This window comes from Azospirillum thiophilum (assembly GCF_001305595.1).
Taxonomy (GTDB): Bacteria; Pseudomonadota; Alphaproteobacteria; order Azospirillales; family Azospirillaceae; genus Azospirillum; species Azospirillum thiophilum.
On record NZ_CP012401.1, the window covers coordinates 225,706 to 240,969 of the forward strand.

13 protein-coding genes are annotated in these 15,264 nt (G+C 67.1%); 3 read left to right on the forward strand and 10 right to left on the reverse strand.

The window, feature by feature from the left end; translation table 11 throughout:
• The first annotated feature begins 6 nt into the window (after nt 1-6).
• On the forward strand, nt 7-993 hold the full coding sequence (locus AL072_RS00965) for a CobD/CbiB family cobalamin biosynthesis protein (protein WP_045581892.1): 987 nt from the start codon (nt 7-9) through the stop codon (nt 991-993).
• 4 nt (nt 994-997) lie between these two features.
• Here the strand turns inward: AL072_RS00965 and AL072_RS34035 are convergent, their stop codons facing one another.
• The 4 genes from AL072_RS34035 to htpX all read right to left on the reverse strand — a co-directional run bounded on the left by AL072_RS34035 (nt 998) and on the right by htpX (nt 4,430).
• Entirely contained in the window at nt 998-1,537 is a 540-nt protein-coding gene (locus AL072_RS34035; protein WP_144428098.1) for a hypothetical protein, read from the reverse strand.
• Nucleotides 1,538-1,643: 106 nt separating this feature from the next.
• On the reverse strand, nt 1,644-2,363 hold the full coding sequence (locus tag AL072_RS00970) for a hypothetical protein (RefSeq protein WP_045581891.1): 720 nt from the start codon (nt 2,361-2,363) through the stop codon (nt 1,644-1,646).
• A gap of 25 nt (nt 2,364-2,388) precedes the next feature.
• Nucleotides 2,389-3,321, reverse strand: a complete 933-nt coding sequence (locus AL072_RS00975) for a DHH family phosphoesterase (protein WP_045581890.1) — start codon at nt 3,319-3,321, stop codon at nt 2,389-2,391.
• 101 nt (nt 3,322-3,422) lie between these two features.
• Complete coding sequence (htpX, locus tag AL072_RS00980) at nt 3,423-4,430, reverse strand: zinc metalloprotease HtpX (protein ID WP_045581889.1); 1,008 nt, start codon at nt 4,428-4,430, stop codon at nt 3,423-3,425.
• A 98-nt stretch (nt 4,431-4,528) separates the two neighbouring features.
• On the opposite strand from htpX, the gene AL072_RS00985 reads away from it, so the two are divergent.
• Complete coding sequence (locus AL072_RS00985; RefSeq protein WP_167543360.1) at nt 4,529-4,741, forward strand: DUF1674 domain-containing protein; 213 nt, start codon at nt 4,529-4,531, stop codon at nt 4,739-4,741.
• Here AL072_RS00985 and AL072_RS00990 read toward each other — a convergent pair.
• The 5 genes from AL072_RS00990 to AL072_RS01010 all read right to left on the reverse strand — a co-directional run bounded on the left by AL072_RS00990 (nt 4,716) and on the right by AL072_RS01010 (nt 10,890).
• Nucleotides 4,716-5,822, reverse strand: coding sequence for a sn-glycerol-3-phosphate import ATP-binding protein UgpC (locus tag AL072_RS00990; RefSeq protein WP_045581887.1), 1,107 nt, complete (start codon nt 5,820-5,822; stop codon nt 4,716-4,718). The genes AL072_RS00985 and AL072_RS00990 overlap by 26 nt on opposite strands.
• A 41-nt stretch (nt 5,823-5,863) precedes the next feature.
• Nucleotides 5,864-6,712, reverse strand: a complete 849-nt coding sequence (gene ugpE, locus AL072_RS00995; protein WP_045581886.1) for a sn-glycerol-3-phosphate ABC transporter permease UgpE — start codon at nt 6,710-6,712, stop codon at nt 5,864-5,866.
• Nucleotides 6,709-7,593 (reverse strand): sn-glycerol-3-phosphate ABC transporter permease UgpA, encoded by an 885-nt coding sequence (gene ugpA, locus AL072_RS01000; protein WP_045581885.1) that lies wholly within the window; start codon nt 7,591-7,593, stop codon nt 6,709-6,711. The genes ugpE and ugpA overlap by 4 nt, the downstream gene beginning before the upstream one ends.
• Before the next feature lie 96 nt (nt 7,594-7,689).
• On the reverse strand, nt 7,690-9,045 hold the full coding sequence (gene ugpB / locus AL072_RS01005) for a sn-glycerol-3-phosphate ABC transporter substrate-binding protein UgpB (RefSeq protein ID WP_045581884.1): 1,356 nt from the start codon (nt 9,043-9,045) through the stop codon (nt 7,690-7,692).
• 240 nt (nt 9,046-9,285) lie between these two features.
• On the reverse strand, nt 9,286-10,890 hold the full coding sequence (locus tag AL072_RS01010; RefSeq protein WP_045581883.1) for an ATP-binding response regulator: 1,605 nt from the start codon (nt 10,888-10,890) through the stop codon (nt 9,286-9,288).
• A gap of 275 nt (nt 10,891-11,165) precedes the next feature.
• Here AL072_RS01010 and AL072_RS01015 point away from each other — a divergent pair, with 275 nt between their 5' ends.
• Nucleotides 11,166-11,924, forward strand: coding sequence for a M48 family metallopeptidase (locus tag AL072_RS01015; RefSeq protein ID WP_045581882.1), 759 nt, complete (start codon nt 11,166-11,168; stop codon nt 11,922-11,924).
• Between the two features lie 21 nt (nt 11,925-11,945).
• Here the strand turns inward: AL072_RS01015 and AL072_RS01020 are convergent, their stop codons facing one another.
• A complete protein-coding gene (locus tag AL072_RS01020; protein ID WP_045581881.1) occupies nt 11,946-15,203 on the reverse strand; it encodes a bifunctional diguanylate cyclase/phosphodiesterase in 3,258 nt (1,085 codons plus the stop codon).
• Between the last annotated feature and the right edge of the window lie 61 nt (nt 15,204-15,264).

Here is a 15,264-nt window from a genome sequence, read left to right on the forward strand (position 1 = left end):
GTCGTCATGTTCGGTTCGGCCTTCGGCGGTCCCGGCCCGCTGCTCCTCCTCCTGCTGGCGCTGGGGATCGACGCGCTGTTCGGCGACTGGCTGGACCGGGTGCTGCCCGACCCGGCGGCGCTGGCACGGCGATTCTGCAACGCCGCCGATGCCCGGCTGAACCGGGCGGAACGCGGCGACACGGCACGGCTGCTGCGCGGCACGCTGGTGGTGCTGACGCTGCTGGCGATCGCGGTGGCCGCCGGTCTGGCGGTCGAATGGGCCGGCTCGATCGGCCGCGGCTGGATGGTGGAACTGCTGGCCCTGCTCTGCGGCCTGCGCGGACGGGCGGCCTGGACACGCGTGCGGGCGGTGCGCCGCGCCCTGGAAAGCGGCGGCGCCGTCGCCGGACAGGCAGCGATCCAGTCGCTGACCCGCCGCCACGTCTATGGCCTGGACGAACACGGCATCGCCCGCGCTGCGGTGGAGGCCGCGGCCCGTGCCTTCGACCGCAAGCTGGTGGCGCCGGTCTTCGGCTATGCCCTGCTCGGCGTGCCGGGCCTGTTCGTCTGGACCGCGATGGACGGCGCCGACGCGGCGCTCGGCAGCCCGGGCGTCCGCCATGGCCGCTTCGGCCTGACGGCGGCGACGCTGGACGACGCGCTGAACGCCCTGCCGGCCCGGCTGGCCGGGCTGCTGCTGGCGTTGGCCGCCCCCTTCATCGGCACCGCCAAGGCGGCGGGTGCCTTCCGCACGCTGAGCCGCGACGCGCGCAAGCATCCGTCGCTGAACATGGGCTGGCCGATCGCCGCCATGGCCGGCGCGCTTGGCCTTGCATTGGGCGGCCCACACCGCGACGGCGGCGTCGTCATCACCGAAAGCTGGATCGGTGAGGGCCGCGCCCGTGCCACCCCCGCCGACATCGGCCGCGCGCTGGCCCTGACCGCGGTCGCCGCTTTGCTGCTGGTCGGGCTGGTGGCGCTGCTGCTGTGGGGTCTTACCCTCTCGAGTTGATTGTTTAAGAGATGTCTATCTGATGTCTGAGGTTGTGATTAGAAAAGCCGTATCTGGCTTTGAGTTTGATTTCTTCGTAAATCTTCTTGTCCTTTTCTGACATCTTATCAACATGTTCGCTTGACCTCTCAATTAATCCATTGATTTCATTGAGAATTTTATCTGTCCTCTCAGATTCCTTCAAATCCAATGCATGAATAGCCACTTCATTGATGTTCTTGAGGCACCAAAAAAGCGAAAATAGCCCGAGCATGATATTAGCAGGCTGCGGTATGCTATAAGAAAAAAATGCCGTAACCGCAGCAAAGAGGATAGATCCAGAAGCAAGCCTAATTAGATCAGCGATTGCTGCAACGGAGTTATTTTCCGCCAATTCAACAAAGTCTCTTCTCCTTACGTATAAATCCGTGATTTTTTTCAGCGATTTTAATGATTTTCTTAACGATCTGCGCCGCAACCTATTGATAATATCAGGCTTCAAACCAACCAAAATTCCAACACACGCAAGCACAATTCCTGCCCATTCGAACACCGTACCGCCCATTATCTAAATCCCTTAAAGTGGTACTTCTGATAAATTTCTCCCTAATCGATTTGTGTCTGCCCGTCAATGCGATCAAAAAGTAGCTTTCGCAATTTTATCTCTCGCGTCAGCCCGCCCGCGGCCCGATATCCTCCACCATGTAGAACGGCCCGCGCCGGTCGCACGCGACCCGCAGGATGAAGCGGTTCGCCCCGCCGGCCTTGATCGTCCACAGATCGTCACCGTCATCGAACGGGCGTAGTTCCAGCTCGTCCGGAACCGGCACCTCGCCCAGCCGCTTGAGGATACGGTCGGCGCGGGTGCGGTCGATGGCGGGAAGGCAATCAACTGCGCGGGCGTCGAAACGGTCGCTCTTCACATAGCGGGTGCCGGCGCCCTGCATCGGGCTGGAGGGCCGGCCCGGCTGCATCCGCGCGCGCGCCGCCATCAGGCGCCAGCGCGCCGCTCCGCAGGCCTGGATCGCGGCGGCATGGACGGCGGCGACCCGCTCGATCAGCGGCGGGAACAGCGGCATCAACTCGCGCCGCTTGTAGGCAACGCGGCTCATCAGCTCATGAATCGCACGCTCCGCGGCGGCGGCGGCCTCCGGCAACCCGACAGTCTCGGCCGCCAGCAAGGCGGGGATGGCGCCGAGCATGGCCCCGGAAACCAGCCCGTCGATCCGCACCAAGGCCGCGGCACCGGCCGCGTCGACGCGGGCGACGGCATCCTCCACCACCGGGCGGGCGCGGTCGAGCGCCTCCGCCCGGGGGCCCTCGTCGGCCAGGGCGGCCAGCCACTCGGCGGCGAACAAAGCGCTGTAGGCAAACGGAACGAAGGCTCTCACCCGATCATGCCCAGCCGTTCCGCGCTCAGCCATCCGCCTGCATGCGGGCGACGATGGCCTCCAGCGCCGCTTCGGCCTGCTCGTTGGAAACCTGGCAGGTACCCGCCGCCTGATGCCCGCCGCCGCCATAGTCCAGCATCAGCGGGCCGATGTCGGTCTGCGAGCTGCGGTTCAGGATCGACTTGCCGCAGGCCAGCACGGTGTTCTGCTGCTTCAGACCCCACAGCACATGGATCGACACGTTGGTATCGGGGAACAGCGCATAGATCATGAAGCGGTTGCCGGCATAGATCGTCTCCTCCTTGCGGAGGTCGAGCACGACAACGTTGCCGCGCACGGTCGAGCAGCGCTTCAGCTGGTCGACGAACAGTTCGGCATGCTGGGTGTAGAGCTCCACCCGCTCCTTCACGTCGGGCAGATCCAGGATCTGGGCGATGCTGTGGTTCCGGCAATAATCGATCAGATCCATCATCAGCTGGTAGTTCGACACCCGGAACTCACGGAAACGGCCGAGCCCGGTGCGCGCGTCCATGATGAAGTTCAGCAGGGTCCAGCCGGTGGGGTTGAGGATGTCCTCGCGCTCGTAGCGCGCCGAGTCGGCCTGGTCGACCGCCGTCATCATCTCGTCGGAGATGGTCGGGAAGCGTTCCTTCCCGCCGTAATAGTCATAGACGACGCGGGCGGCCGACGGCGCCTTGGGATCGATGATGTGGTTCGGCTTGGTGCCGACGCGCATGGTCTCCGACAGATGATGGTCGAAGACCAGATGGGCACCGTCGACATAGGGCAGGTTGGTGGTGATGTCGCGGTTGGTGATCTCGACCTTGCCGTCCTGCATGTCCTTGGGATGGACGAACTTGATCTCGTCGAGGATGCCCAGATCCTTCAGGAGGACGGCGCAGACGAGCCCGTCGAAATCGGACCGGGTGACGAGACGGTACTTCACGGCGTCGGACATGCAGAATTCCCCTGGCGGCCATGGCTGTTGAACGCGTGCCGGCAGGGTAGTCGCCCACCCCTCCGGCGCGCAATCCTAATACCAGAGCCCCGCCGGCGGCATCAGCCCCAGGGGCCGCGCCGGTTCTGCGGCATGAAGCCGCCGCCCTGCGATTGCGGCGGGGCACCCCAGGGCGACCGGCCGTCGCGCGGCCGGGTGAAGCCGCCCCCGGAACCGCTACCGGAACCGCCACCCCCGAAGCCGCCGGCCGGGGCCGCCATCGCCCGCAGGCGGGCGACCCGCTCGCCCATGTCGGGGTGGGTGGAGAACAGGCTGGCGAAATTGGCGCCGCTCAGCGGGTTGGCGATGAACAGATGGGCGGTCGCCGGGTGCGCCTCCGCCTGATGGTTGGGGATGTGGTTGGCGGCGTTATGGATGTTGGTCAGCGCGTCGGCCAGCCAGGTCGGGCGGCCACAGATCTCCGCGCCGATGCGGTCGGCCTCGAACTCGCGGGTGCGGCTGATCGCCATCTGCACCAGCGTGGCGGCGATCGGCGCCAGGATGGCGGCCAGGACCGCACCGACCATGCCCAGCGGGTTGCCGCCGCGCCCGTCGTTGCTGGAGCCGCCGAAGAACAGGCCGAAATTCGCCAGCATCGACACCGCGCCGGCGATGGTCGCGGTGATGGTCATGATCAGCGTGTCGCGGTTCTTCACATGGGCCAGCTCATGCGCCATCACGCCGGCGATCTCCTCCGGGGTCAGGCGCTGCAGCAGGCCGGTGGTGGCGGCGACCGCCGCATGCTCCGGATCGCGGCCGGTGGCGAAGGCGTTGGGCTGGTCGTTCTCGATGATGTAGACCCGCGGCATCGGCAGGCCGGCGCGTTCGGCCAGCCGGGCGACGATGCCGTGGAATTCCGGCGCCGTGTAGGCGTCGACCTCGCGGGCGCCGTACATCGACAGCACCATGTCGCCGGAATTCCAATAGCTGAACAGATTCATGCCCAAGGCCGCGACGAAGGCGATGATCAGGCCGGTCTTGCCGCCCAGCAGGAAGCCGACCGCCATGAACAGGGCCGTCAGGCCGGCAAGCAGGATGGTGGTCTTCAGATAGCTGGTCATGGTTGCCATATCGGTTCAGGATGGTCCGGCGGGACTTTCCCGCTTCGTCCGAGATATGGGCGTGTTCCGCATCCCCGTTCAAGATGCCTGCCGTTGCGATGGACCGCATGACCGACCAGACCAGACCCGCTCCGACCGCCGCCGACGCCGACACCGACGCGGCGAAGGTCGCGGCCGAAAAGACCGACGCGACCGACGCCCCCGACACCACGGAGGCGAAGGGGCCCGAACAGAAGCCCGGCGAGATCGGCGGCCCCAAGGGGCCGGAGCCGACCCGCTACGGCGATTGGGAGTTCAAGGGCCGCTGTTCGGATTTCTAAAAGGAGCTTCGCTCCCGCACTCCAGCCGCCGGCCGCTCACCGCGTCGAACAGATGCAGGGCATCGGCCGGCGGGGCGACGGTCAGGCGGTCGCCGGTCCGGCAGTTCGGCAGGCCGGCCATGCGGACAAGCAGCGTCTCGCCGCCGGGCAACCGGCCGTAGACCACCGTATCGGCGCCCAGCGCCTCCACCAGTTCCACCTGGATGGTGAAACCTTCCGCCGCGGCGGCCAGATGCTCCGGCCGGATCCCCAGCTTCACCGGCCGGCCGGCCTCGGTCGGGCGCGCGTGCGGCAGGGGCAGGCGCTGGCCACCGGGCAGCAGCACCGCCTCGCCGCGGTCATCGATGCGGCCGTCCAGGACGTTCATCGGCGGCGAGCCGATGAAGCCGGCGACGAACAGGCTGGCCGGGCGCTGGTAGACCTCCAGCGGCGTGCCGACCTGTTCGGCAACGCCGTGGTTCATCACCAGGATACGGTCGGCCAGGGTCATCGCCTCGACCTGATCATGGGTGACGTAGAGGCTGGTGATGCCCAGCCGGTCCTGCAGCCGCTTGATCTCGACCCGCATCTGCGTGCGCAGCTTGGCGTCCAGATTCGACAGCGGCTCGTCGAACAGGAAGGCGGCGGGTTCGCGCACGATGGCGCGCCCCATGGCGACGCGCTGGCGCTGGCCGCCCGACAGCTGGCTCGGCCGGCGGTCGAGGAAACGGCCCAGCTCCAGGATCTCCGCCGCCTTGTCGACGCGCGCCCGGATCTCCGTCTTCGGCAGCCCGCGGATCTTCAAGCCATAGGCCATGTTGTCGAAGACCGTCATGTGCGGATAGAGCGCGTAGTTCTGGAACACCATCGCGATGTCGCGGTCCTTGGGGTCCAGATGGTTGACCACGCGCCCGCCGATGGCAATCTCGCCGCCGGTGATGCCCTCCAGCCCGGCGACCATGCGCAGCAGGGTGGATTTGCCGCAGCCCGACGGGCCGAGCAGGACCAGGAACTCCCCGTCCCGGATCGAGATGTCGATGCCCTTGATCGCCTCGACCGGGCCATAGGATTTGCGGACGTTGCGGATGTCTACGGTTGCCATTGTCTTTCTTCTTTCGTCCGCGTCTTACTGTTCGCTGTCCGTCATTTTTCGCTGTCGACCAGCCCCTTGACGAACCAGCGCTGCATCAGCACCACCACCACCACCGGCGGCAGCATCGCCAGCACGGTGGTCGCCATGATGAGGTGCCAGTCGTTGGCCGACTCGCCGGTGCCGATCATCTTGGTGATGCCGGTCACGATGGTTTCCATGTCGCGGCTGCCGGTGACCAGCAGCGGCCAGAGATACTGGTTCCAGCCATAGATGAAGAGGATGACGAACAGCGCCGCGATGTTGGTGCGCGACAGCGGCAGCACCACATCGAAGAAGAAGCGCACCGGCCCGGCGCCGTCGATCTTCGCCGCCTCCAGCAGCTCGTCGGGAATGGTCAGGAAGAACTGGCGGAACAGCAGGGTCGCGGTGGCCGAGGCGATCAGCGGGATCGTCAGCCCGGCATAGGTGTCGATCAGGCCGAGGTCGGCGACGACCTTGTAGGTCGGGATGATCCGCACCTCCACCGGCAGCATCAGCGTGATGAAGATCAGCCAGAAGAAGGCCATGCGCAGCGGAAAGCGGAAGAAGGCCACCGCATAGGCCGACAGGATGGAGATGGCGATCTTCCCCAGCGCGATGCACAGCGCCATCACCAGGCTGTTCAGCATCATGGTGCGCACCGGCGTGTACATGGCGCGCTCGCCCGCCTCCCCCGCCCAGGCCTGGGCGTAGTTGGCCGCCGCCTCGCCGCCCGGCCACAGCGGCAGGCCGCCGCGGCCGATGGTGCCGGAATCCCAGGTCGAGCCGATCAGCGTCACGTAGATCGGATAGGCGAAGACCAGCACGCCGAGGATCAGCACGGCGTGCGGCACGAGGTCGATCAACCGGGTCTGCTTCATGCGTAATGGACCTTGCGCTCGACGAAGCGGAACTGCACCGCGGTGAGCGCGATGACGATCACCATCAGGATCACCGATTGGGCCGAGGAGCCGCCGAGGTCGTTGTTGACGACGCCGTCCTGGTAGACGCGGAAGATCAGCGTCTCGGTCGCCTTGCCCGGCCCGCCCTGGGTCAGAGCGTGGATGGTGCCGAAGGTTTCGAAGAAGGCGTAGACCATGTCGACCACCAGCAGGAAGAAGGTGGTCGGCGACAGCAGCGGAAAGGTGATGGTGAGGAAGCGCCGCACCGGCCCGGCGCCGTCGATGCTGGCGGCCTCCATCACCGAGCGTGGGATCGCCTGCAGCCCGGCCAGGAAGAAGATGAAGTTGTAGGACACCTGCTTCCAGCTGGCGGCCAGGATGACCATGGACAGCGCCTGCCCGCCGTTCAGCCGGTAGTCCCAGTCGAAGCCGAGCGCCCGCAGCCCGCGGCCGAAGGAGCCGATGTCGGGATTGAAGATGAACATCCACAGCACCGCGGCCACCGCGGGCGCCAGCGCGTAGGGCCAGATCAGCAGCGTCTTGTAGGCCCCCGCCCCCTTGATCTTCGAATCGGCAAGCACCGCCAGCAGCAGCGCCGTGCCCATCGACAGCACCGTCACCGCGACGCTGAAGATCACCGTGACCTTGAGGGTGTCGATGTAGTTGGGATCGCCCAGCACATGTTCGAAATTCTCGAACCAGACGAATTCACTGCGGATGCCAAAGGCGTCCTGCAGATGCACCGACTGCCAGACGGCCTGCGCCGCAGGCCAGATGAAGAACACCAGCGTCACCACCACCTGCGGCGCCAGCAGAAGATAGGGCAACAGCCGGTTGTCGAAGGTCACGCGACGCTGCAAGGGGGAGGTCTTTCGTCGACTGTGCGTGGTGCGAGGGGGATCCTCCTTCCCCCTCTCCCCCGGGAAGGGAGAAGGGGAAGGAGGCTACGTCCGGTCTCAGCCCTTGTTGGCCCGCTCGAAGTTGCGCAGCACCGTGTTGCCGCGCTTGATCGAGACATCCAATGCCTGGCGGGCGTCCTGCTGGCCCTGGAAGGCCTTCTCAAGCTCTTCCTGGATGATGTTGCGGATTTCCGGCAGGTTGCCCAGGCGCAGGCCCATGCTGTTCTCGGTGGTCGGCGTGCGGGTCAGCTGGGCGGCGGGCACGTCGGCGCCCGGGTTCTTCTCGTAATAGCCCTGCGCCTTGGCGATCTCGATGCCCTTCAGCGTCACCGGGACATAGCCGGTGTCCATGTGCCACTTGGCATCCACCTCCGGCTTGGCGAGGTAGGTGAAGAACTGCGACACCGCCTTGTATTCGGCCTCGTTGCGCTTGGGCGAGGTCATCACCCAGAAGGCGGCGCCGCCGATGATGCCGTTCTTCGGATCGCCCTTGGCGAATTCCGGCCAGTAGGGCAGCGGCGCGGCACCCCAGGCGAAGGTCCCCTCCTTCAGGATGCGGCTGCGCAGGGAGGACGACCCCTGGATCATCGCGCATTCGCCCGACGGGAACAGGGCGTCCGCCTTGTTGTCGCGGCCGCCATACTTGAACAGCCCGTCCTTCTGCATGTCGATCAGCGTCTGCACATGCTTGACGTAGAGCGGCGCGTCGATCTTCAACTCGGCGTTCAGCCCGCCATAGCCGTTGGCCTGGGTGGCGAAGGGCGTGTCATGGATGGCGCCCAGCTGTTCGAGCTGCACCCAGGTCGGCCAAGCGGTGGTGAACGGGCAGCTGGACCCCGACGCCTTCAGCTTCTTCGCCGCCTCGATCAGGTCCGGCCAGGTCGCCGGCGGCGTGTTGGGGTCGAGGCCGGCCTTCTGGAAGGCGTCCTTGTTGTAGAACATGATCGCGGTGGAGCTGTTGAACGGCAGCGCCATCATCTTGCCGTCCTTGGACGAGTAATAGCCCTTCACCGCCGGGATGTAGCCGGCCGGGTCGAAGGACGCACCCGTTTCCTGCATCAGCTGGTAGACCGGCTTCACCGCCGGACCGGCGGCCATCATGGTGGCGGTGCCGACCTCGAACATCTGCACGATGTGCGGCGCGTTGCCGGCGCGGAAGGCGGCGATGGCGGCCTGCATCGTCTCCGGATAGCTGCCCTTGTAGGAGGGGTTGACCTGGACCGCCGACTGGCTGTCGTTGAAGCCCTTGACGATCTGTTCCAGCTGGCCGCCCAACGGCTGCGGCAGCCCGTGCCAGAACTCGACCACCGTTTTCTGCTGCGCCGATGCCGCGCCCGGCAGGGCGGCGGCGAACAGCAGCGCGGTGGCGGTGGCGGCGCCCGTCAGAAGGGCGAGCTTGCGGCGGGTCAACATGCGGTGGGTCTCCCTGTCCCGGTATGGTGCGCGGTTGTCATGAGGGCAACGGGTTGCCGTCCCGCGACGCTTTCGTGAAGATTTGGTGGCACGCGCAAAAGGCGCCCTGCGAACGCGCACGAAAATGCGGAATGTACGGATGGTCTCTTCAGAAACTGTTTGGTTGCTCTAAGCGTCACACTGGGCGCGCATGCGTCCGTCTGTCAAGACGCGGTTCCGCGCTTTCGCGGTGTGAAAAGCCTATCGCAGGCAGACGGTGTCCGGCTGGCATCCGGCCAGCAGCTCGCCGCCCAGGCTGCGGCTCAACAGGCTGCGCAGGGCGTCGGGATCGCATGGCTTGTGGATCAGGGGGAAGCCGCTGCGGCGGACGCTGCGCAGCCGGTCGGGATCGGTATCGCCGGTGACGATGATGCCGGGCACCCGCCGGCCGCAACGCACTCGTATGGACTGGATGGCGTCGATCCCGGTCTCCGGCCCCGAAAGCCGCAGGTCGGACAGCACGAGGTCGGGGGCCGGCGCGGCGCTGTCGAGCCTGGCGCAGGCCTCGTCGATACCGCGGGCGGAAATGACCGCATAGCCCCAGCCGCGGAGCAGCAGGCCGATCCCCTCGAGCTGCATGGCGTCATCCTCGATCACCAGCACGGTTCCGGCCAGGGCCGGAGCGGAGGACGCCGACATGCCGCCGGCCGCTCCGCACTCCCGGTCCTCATCCCCATCGCCCGGCCCGTCTCCGGCACGGTCGGTCAACGGCAACTCCACTGCGAAGACGGAGCCTTTGCCAAGCGCCGACCGCACCGTCACCGGATGACCCAGCACCTGCGCCAGCCGCCGCACGATGGCGAGCCCCAGCCCCAGCCCGTGCTTGCGATCGCGCCCGGGGTTGCCGAGCTGGTGGAAGTCCTCGAAGATCGCCGCATGCTGGGACGGATCGATGCCGACGCCGGTGTCCCGCACCTCGATCCGCAGATTGCCGCCGCGCCGCCGCGCCGCCAGCAGGATTCCGCCATCGAGCGTGTAGCGCAGGGCATTGGACAGGATCGGCCGCAGCAGACGCTCCATCAGCACGGGGTCGCTGGTGACCTCGGCATCGAACGGATGGACGTTGAAGCGCAGTCCCTTGGCCTCCGCCTCCGGCCCGAACTCCTCCAGCATCTTGGCGAGCAGTTCGTCGACCGGGAAGGTCTGCGGCTTGGCCGTCACCAGACCGGCCTCCAGCGCCGACACCTCCAGCAGGGCACGCAGCAGCGTCTCGCCGCCGACGATGGCCTGCTCCAGCTTGTTCGCCAGTTCGATGTCGGTCGGGTCGGTCAGCCGGCCGATCAGCAGATGGTGGAACAGGTGCATCGCCTGAAAGGGCTGGCGCAGATCGTGGCTGGCGGCCGACAGGAACTTGCCCTTGGCAGTGCGGGCGCGCTCGGCATCGGTGCGCGCCTGCGCCGCCTCAGCCCGGGCCTGGGCCAAGGCTGCTGCTGCGGCGGCGGCGCCCGCATCGCCGACCAGTGCCACCGCGCAGACCCGGCCTTCGGCATCGCGCACCGGGGTCAGCGTCGCGGCGCCGGCAAGGCCATCAGAACCCAGGCCATCGATGGTGGCCGCCACCGCGGTCTCCATCACCCGGTGTCGCAGCCGGTCGATCTCCCGCGCGGCATCGGCCGGCAGTCCGGCTTCGGCGAGCGTGCGTCCCTCCACGGTCTCGGGCGCAAGACCCAGCCCGGCCGCGAAGGCCCGGTTGGCCGCAAGCACCCGCCCGTCGCCACCCAGCAACGCATGCGGAGCGCCATTGGCCGACAGCAGGGCATCCAACCAATCCTCGCGTGTCGGCATTTGTTCTTGGATGGGGGGCATGGGCGTACACTCGGCAAGACTGCGGGAAGACTATCGGAACGGGTAGGCAGCGACCGCCGCGTTACCACTGCTTTATCTTGTGCTCCCATCGAACGTGTCAAATGTGACCTCAGTCGACCCTATAGTCCCACTTCGTTCGAATGCCCTATTGCTTAAAGCCAGGGCGGCGCTTCGACAAAGGTCTATGGATGTTTCCGCATCAGGGGGGAAGGGTGCTTTCGCATCCGGGGCGGAGGATGCTTTCGCATCCGGCGGCGCCCGCGCTATAAGACGCCATGGTGCAGCGCCGTCCCTCTCCCCTTCGCCGCCGCAAGCGGTCCGCCGCCCGGCCGCCCCAGCCGCCGCGGGCGCTGGAGATCTCCGGCCTGCCGATGCCGCTGGAGTTGCGGGAGAGTGCGCGCGCCACCCGGATGACCCTGCGGGTCGACGCCGGCCGCGGACTGGTCCAGGTGGTGGTGCCGGTCGGCGTGTCGGAAAGCGATGCCCGCCAGTTCGTCGGCCGGCATGACGGCTGGCTGCGGGCGCGGCTTGCAGCGATGCCGCCCTCGCTGCCCTTCGCCGACGGGGCCGGCGTGCCCTATCTGGGGGTCGAGCATGTCATCCGCCACGACCCCGCGCTGCGCGGCCCCACCCGCATCGAGGAGGGCGCCCTGCTGGTCGGCGGCCAGCCGGAGCATGTCGCCCGCCGTATCCGTGACTTCCTGGTCGCCGAGGCCAGGCGCGAGCTGTCGGCCCGTGCCCGTGCCAAGGCGGCGACCATCGGGGCGCGCGTCGCCGCCGTCACCATCCGCGACACCAAGAGCCGCTGGGGAAGCTGTTCGTCCACCGGGCGGCTATCCTTCTCCTGGCGCCTGATCCTGACGCCGGAACCGGTGTTGGACTATGTCGTCGGGCATGAGGTGGCGCACCTGCGCGAGATGAACCATTCCGCACGCTTCTGGGCGCTGTGCGCCAGCCTGACCGCCGGCCTGGATGTCGAGTGGCCGCGATCCTGGCTGAAGGCGAACGGGACCCGGCTGCTGCGCTATGGCTGAGCGGAGGGCGATCTCCGCCCCCTATTCCACCGCCTCCGCCACCCGGTTTTCCGCCGGGCGGCCGTCGCGCCGGACGAAGGCGAGGAATTCGTCGTAAGGCATCGGCCGGCCCAGCAGATAGCCCTGGCACTGGTCGCAGCCCATCGCGACGAGGCAGCCATATTGCTCCTCGGTCTCGACACCTTCCGCCAGCGTCTGCATGCGCAAGGACCGGGCCATGCCGATGATCGCCTCGGCGATGGCACTGCTGTCCGGGTTGCCGGCGCGCAGGCCGCTGACGAAGCTGCGGTCGATCTTCAGCTTGTCGACGCGGAAGCGCTTCAGATAGGCCAGCGACGAATAGCCGGTCCCGAAATCGTCGATGGCGAGCGAGACCCCCATCTCGCGCAGTTGCGAGAAGGTCTCCGTCACCACGTCGGATTCGTCCATCAGGACGCTTTCCGTCACCTCCAGCTCCAGCGCCGACGGCGGGATGCCGTAGGCCGACAGCCAGCCCGCCACCCGCTCCGCCAAGCCGGGGCGGCGGACCTGCACCGCCGACAGGTTGATGGCGATCAGCAGATCCCGGTGGCGCAGCAGGTCCGCCGCACGCCGGCAGGCCTCGCCCAGCACCCAGTCGCCCAGCGGCAGGATCAGGCCGGTGTCCTCGGCGATCGGGATGAACTGGCCCGGCATGATCAGCGTGCCGTCGGGCTGGCGCCAGCGCACCAGCGCCTCCGCCCCGACCAGCCGGCGGCCGTCCAGCGAGAATTGCGGCTGGAAATGCAGCTCCAGCTCGTTGTTGGCCAGCGCTCGGCGCAGGTTGTTCTCCGTCCACATCCGGTCCGACGCGCGGCGGTTCAGTTCCGGCGTGAAAAAGCGGTAGGTGGCGCGCCCGGCCTCCTTGGCAGCATACATCGCCATGTCGGCGCTCTTCAGCAACGCGTCGATGCCGGTGCCGTCGTCGGGATAGATGGCGACGCCGATCGACGGCGTGACCAACAGTTCGTGCCCCTCGATCAGGTAGGGGTCGGACAGGGCGCGGAGCACCTTGCGCGCCACGATGCCGGCCGAATCCGGACTGCTCATGTCGCCGATCAGGATGATGAACTCGTCGCCGCCCTGGCGGCTGACCGTGTCGCTGGCCCGCACGGTGTCGAGAAGCCGGGTCGCCACCTCGCGCAGCAGGATATCGCCGACCTGATGGCCCAGGCTGTCGTTGATGGTCTTGAAACGGTCGAGATCGACGAACAGCAGCCCTACCTTGCTGCCGTGCCGGCCGGCGGCCAGCATCGCCCGTTCCAGCCGGTCGCGCAGCAGGAAGCGGTTGGGCAGGTCGGTCAGGAAGTCGAACTGCGCCAGATGACGGATCCGCTCCTCCTGCGCGCGGGTCTCGGTGATGTCGGTGAAGGCGGCGATATAGTTGACCGCCGCTCCATCCTCGTTCCGAACCAGCTTGATGCTCAGCCATTCCGGGAACATCTCGCCGTTCTTGCGGGTGCTCCAGATCTCGCCGGCCCAATGTCCGCTGGCAGCCAGTTGCACCCAGAGATCCTCGTAGAAGTCGGGCGGGTTGCGGTCGGAGCGCAGGAACTCCGGACCGCGCCCCAGCACCTCCTCCCGATCGAAGCCGGTGATGCGGACGAAGGCGTCGTTGGCGGCGACGATCTGCAGGTGCTCGTTGGCGACGAACATGCCCTCGGCCGCGTTGTCGAACACCTTGGCCGACAGCCTCAGCTGCCATTCCGCCCGCTTGCGCTCGGAAATGTCGCGGGCGATGGCGGAATAATAGACCTCGCCCTCATAGGTGATCCGGCTGGCGGTGACCTCCAACTCCAGCACCCGGCCGTCGGGGGTGTGATAGAGGGTCTCGTAATGGCTGGCCGCGTCCTCGCCCTCGGCGGCGAAATGCTCCAGCAGGTCGGCCGGCCCCATCGCCAGATCCTCCGGCGACCCGCCCAGCGCCTGGCGACCGAAGGGATTGACATAGGCAAGGCGCAGCTGCGCGTCGGCCAGAACGACGATTTCGGAAACATGGTCCACGAAGAAGTTGGCGAGGTAGAGCTGACGGGCCCGTTCGCGCAGCATGCTGTCGCTGCGCCGGGCCCGCAGCTGGTAGCTGCCGACGATGCGCCGGATCCAGCCGGTGACCAGCCAGGAAACGCAGACCGACGCCGCCAGCGCCACCGCCAGCACCGCGACGGTGGTCCAGACGCGCTGGTTGACGCCGCGGCTGATTTCCGCCCGGCGCTGTTCCATCTCCTTGCCGACGTCGTCGATGTAGAAGCCGGCGACCAGCATCCAGCCCCACACCGTGGGAGCGGAGACATAGGCCATCTTCGGCGTCGGCTGCGCGGTGACCGGGTGGATCCAGTCGTAGCGCACCTCCCCGCCGCCCTGGCGTCCCTGTTCGAGCAGACGGGCGAGCAGGTCGCGTTCGGTCTGCCAGGGCAGGTCGCGGGCATTCATCCCTTCCGATGCCGGGGCCGTGGGCGACAGCAGCACCTGCCCATCCTCGCGAAGCACGCCGATATAGCCGGTCTCGCCGAACCGGAAGGCGCGCAGCCGCTCCAGCGATTCGTGCTGCAGCCGCGCCTCCACCGCACCCAGCGAGTCGCCGGCGCCGAGCAGCCAGCCATAGGGCTCGAAGCGGCGGACGAAGGCCAGCTTGTCGACCGTCTGCGACGGGTCGCCCGGCATGCGCCAGCGGTAGCGGGCGAAGTTGTGCAGGGCGGGATCCTGGGCCGCCCGCATCAGTTCGCGCACAACCGCGGCCCATTGCGGGTCGGACCCGGCGGCGGAAGAGGTCCCCTCGCGCGACGGGTCGACCGGCATCAGCACCGATCCGCCGTTCAGATCGTTGATGAAATAGTAGCCGCGCCCGGCCGAGAAGCGCAGCGGCCGCAGAGTTTCCTTGATCGATTCCTTCACCGCCTGCTCGGGAAGGATGTCCTTTTGCCGCTCATACACGCTGCGGGCGATAGCATAAGCCTCGTCGACCTGGGAGCGCAGTTGTTCCTTCAGCAACGGCTCGACCCGCGAGCGCATGTAGGCGAGGTAGGATTGCGCATTCTCCACCTCCTGCACCAGCGCCTGATGCTGCTCCTGAACATAGCGCGCCTCGCCCTGCTGCAGGTCGTGCTCCAGGTCGGCCCAGTGCTGCCAGACGAAATAAAGGCCGAGCCCGAGGACGAGCGCCGACACCAGCGCCATCGATGCCAGGAACTGCAGGCGGTAGAGCCGGGCCTCGTCGGACGAGCGCGACGGCACGCGGACCAGTTCGGCAACTGGGTCGGACAAGAAGGGCTCCCTGAGAACAGACATGACGAAGAGCGGTCGGGGGCGACCCCCCGGCGCTTCA

Excerpts from the sequence above, each read along its gene's own strand:
- AL072_RS00975 (WP_045581890.1), bottom strand. The coding sequence starts at position 3,321 with ATGTCCGACGCCGTGAAGTACCGTCTCGTCACCCGGTCCGATTTCGAC.
- ugpB (WP_045581884.1), bottom strand. The coding sequence starts at position 9,045 with ATGTTGACCCGCCGCAAGCTCGCCCTTCTGACGGGCGCCGCCACCGCC.
- AL072_RS00990 (WP_045581887.1), bottom strand. The coding sequence starts at position 5,822 with ATGGCAACCGTAGACATCCGCAACGTCCGCAAATCCTATGGCCCGGTC.
- htpX (WP_045581889.1), bottom strand. The coding sequence starts at position 4,430 with ATGGCAACCATGACCAGCTATCTGAAGACCACCATCCTGCTTGCCGGC.
- AL072_RS01015 (WP_045581882.1), top strand. The coding sequence starts at position 11,166 with ATGGTGCAGCGCCGTCCCTCTCCCCTTCGCCGCCGCAAGCGGTCCGCC.
- AL072_RS00985 (WP_167543360.1), top strand. The coding sequence starts at position 4,529 with ATGACCGACCAGACCAGACCCGCTCCGACCGCCGCCGACGCCGACACC.
- ugpE (WP_045581886.1), bottom strand. The coding sequence starts at position 6,712 with ATGAAGCAGACCCGGTTGATCGACCTCGTGCCGCACGCCGTGCTGATC.
- AL072_RS01010 (WP_045581883.1), bottom strand. The coding sequence starts at position 10,890 with ATGCCCCCCATCCAAGAACAAATGCCGACACGCGAGGATTGGTTGGAT.
- AL072_RS34035 (WP_144428098.1), bottom strand. The coding sequence starts at position 1,537 with ATGGGCGGTACGGTGTTCGAATGGGCAGGAATTGTGCTTGCGTGTGTT.
- AL072_RS00965 (WP_045581892.1), top strand. The coding sequence starts at position 7 with ATGTTCGGTTCGGCCTTCGGCGGTCCCGGCCCGCTGCTCCTCCTCCTG.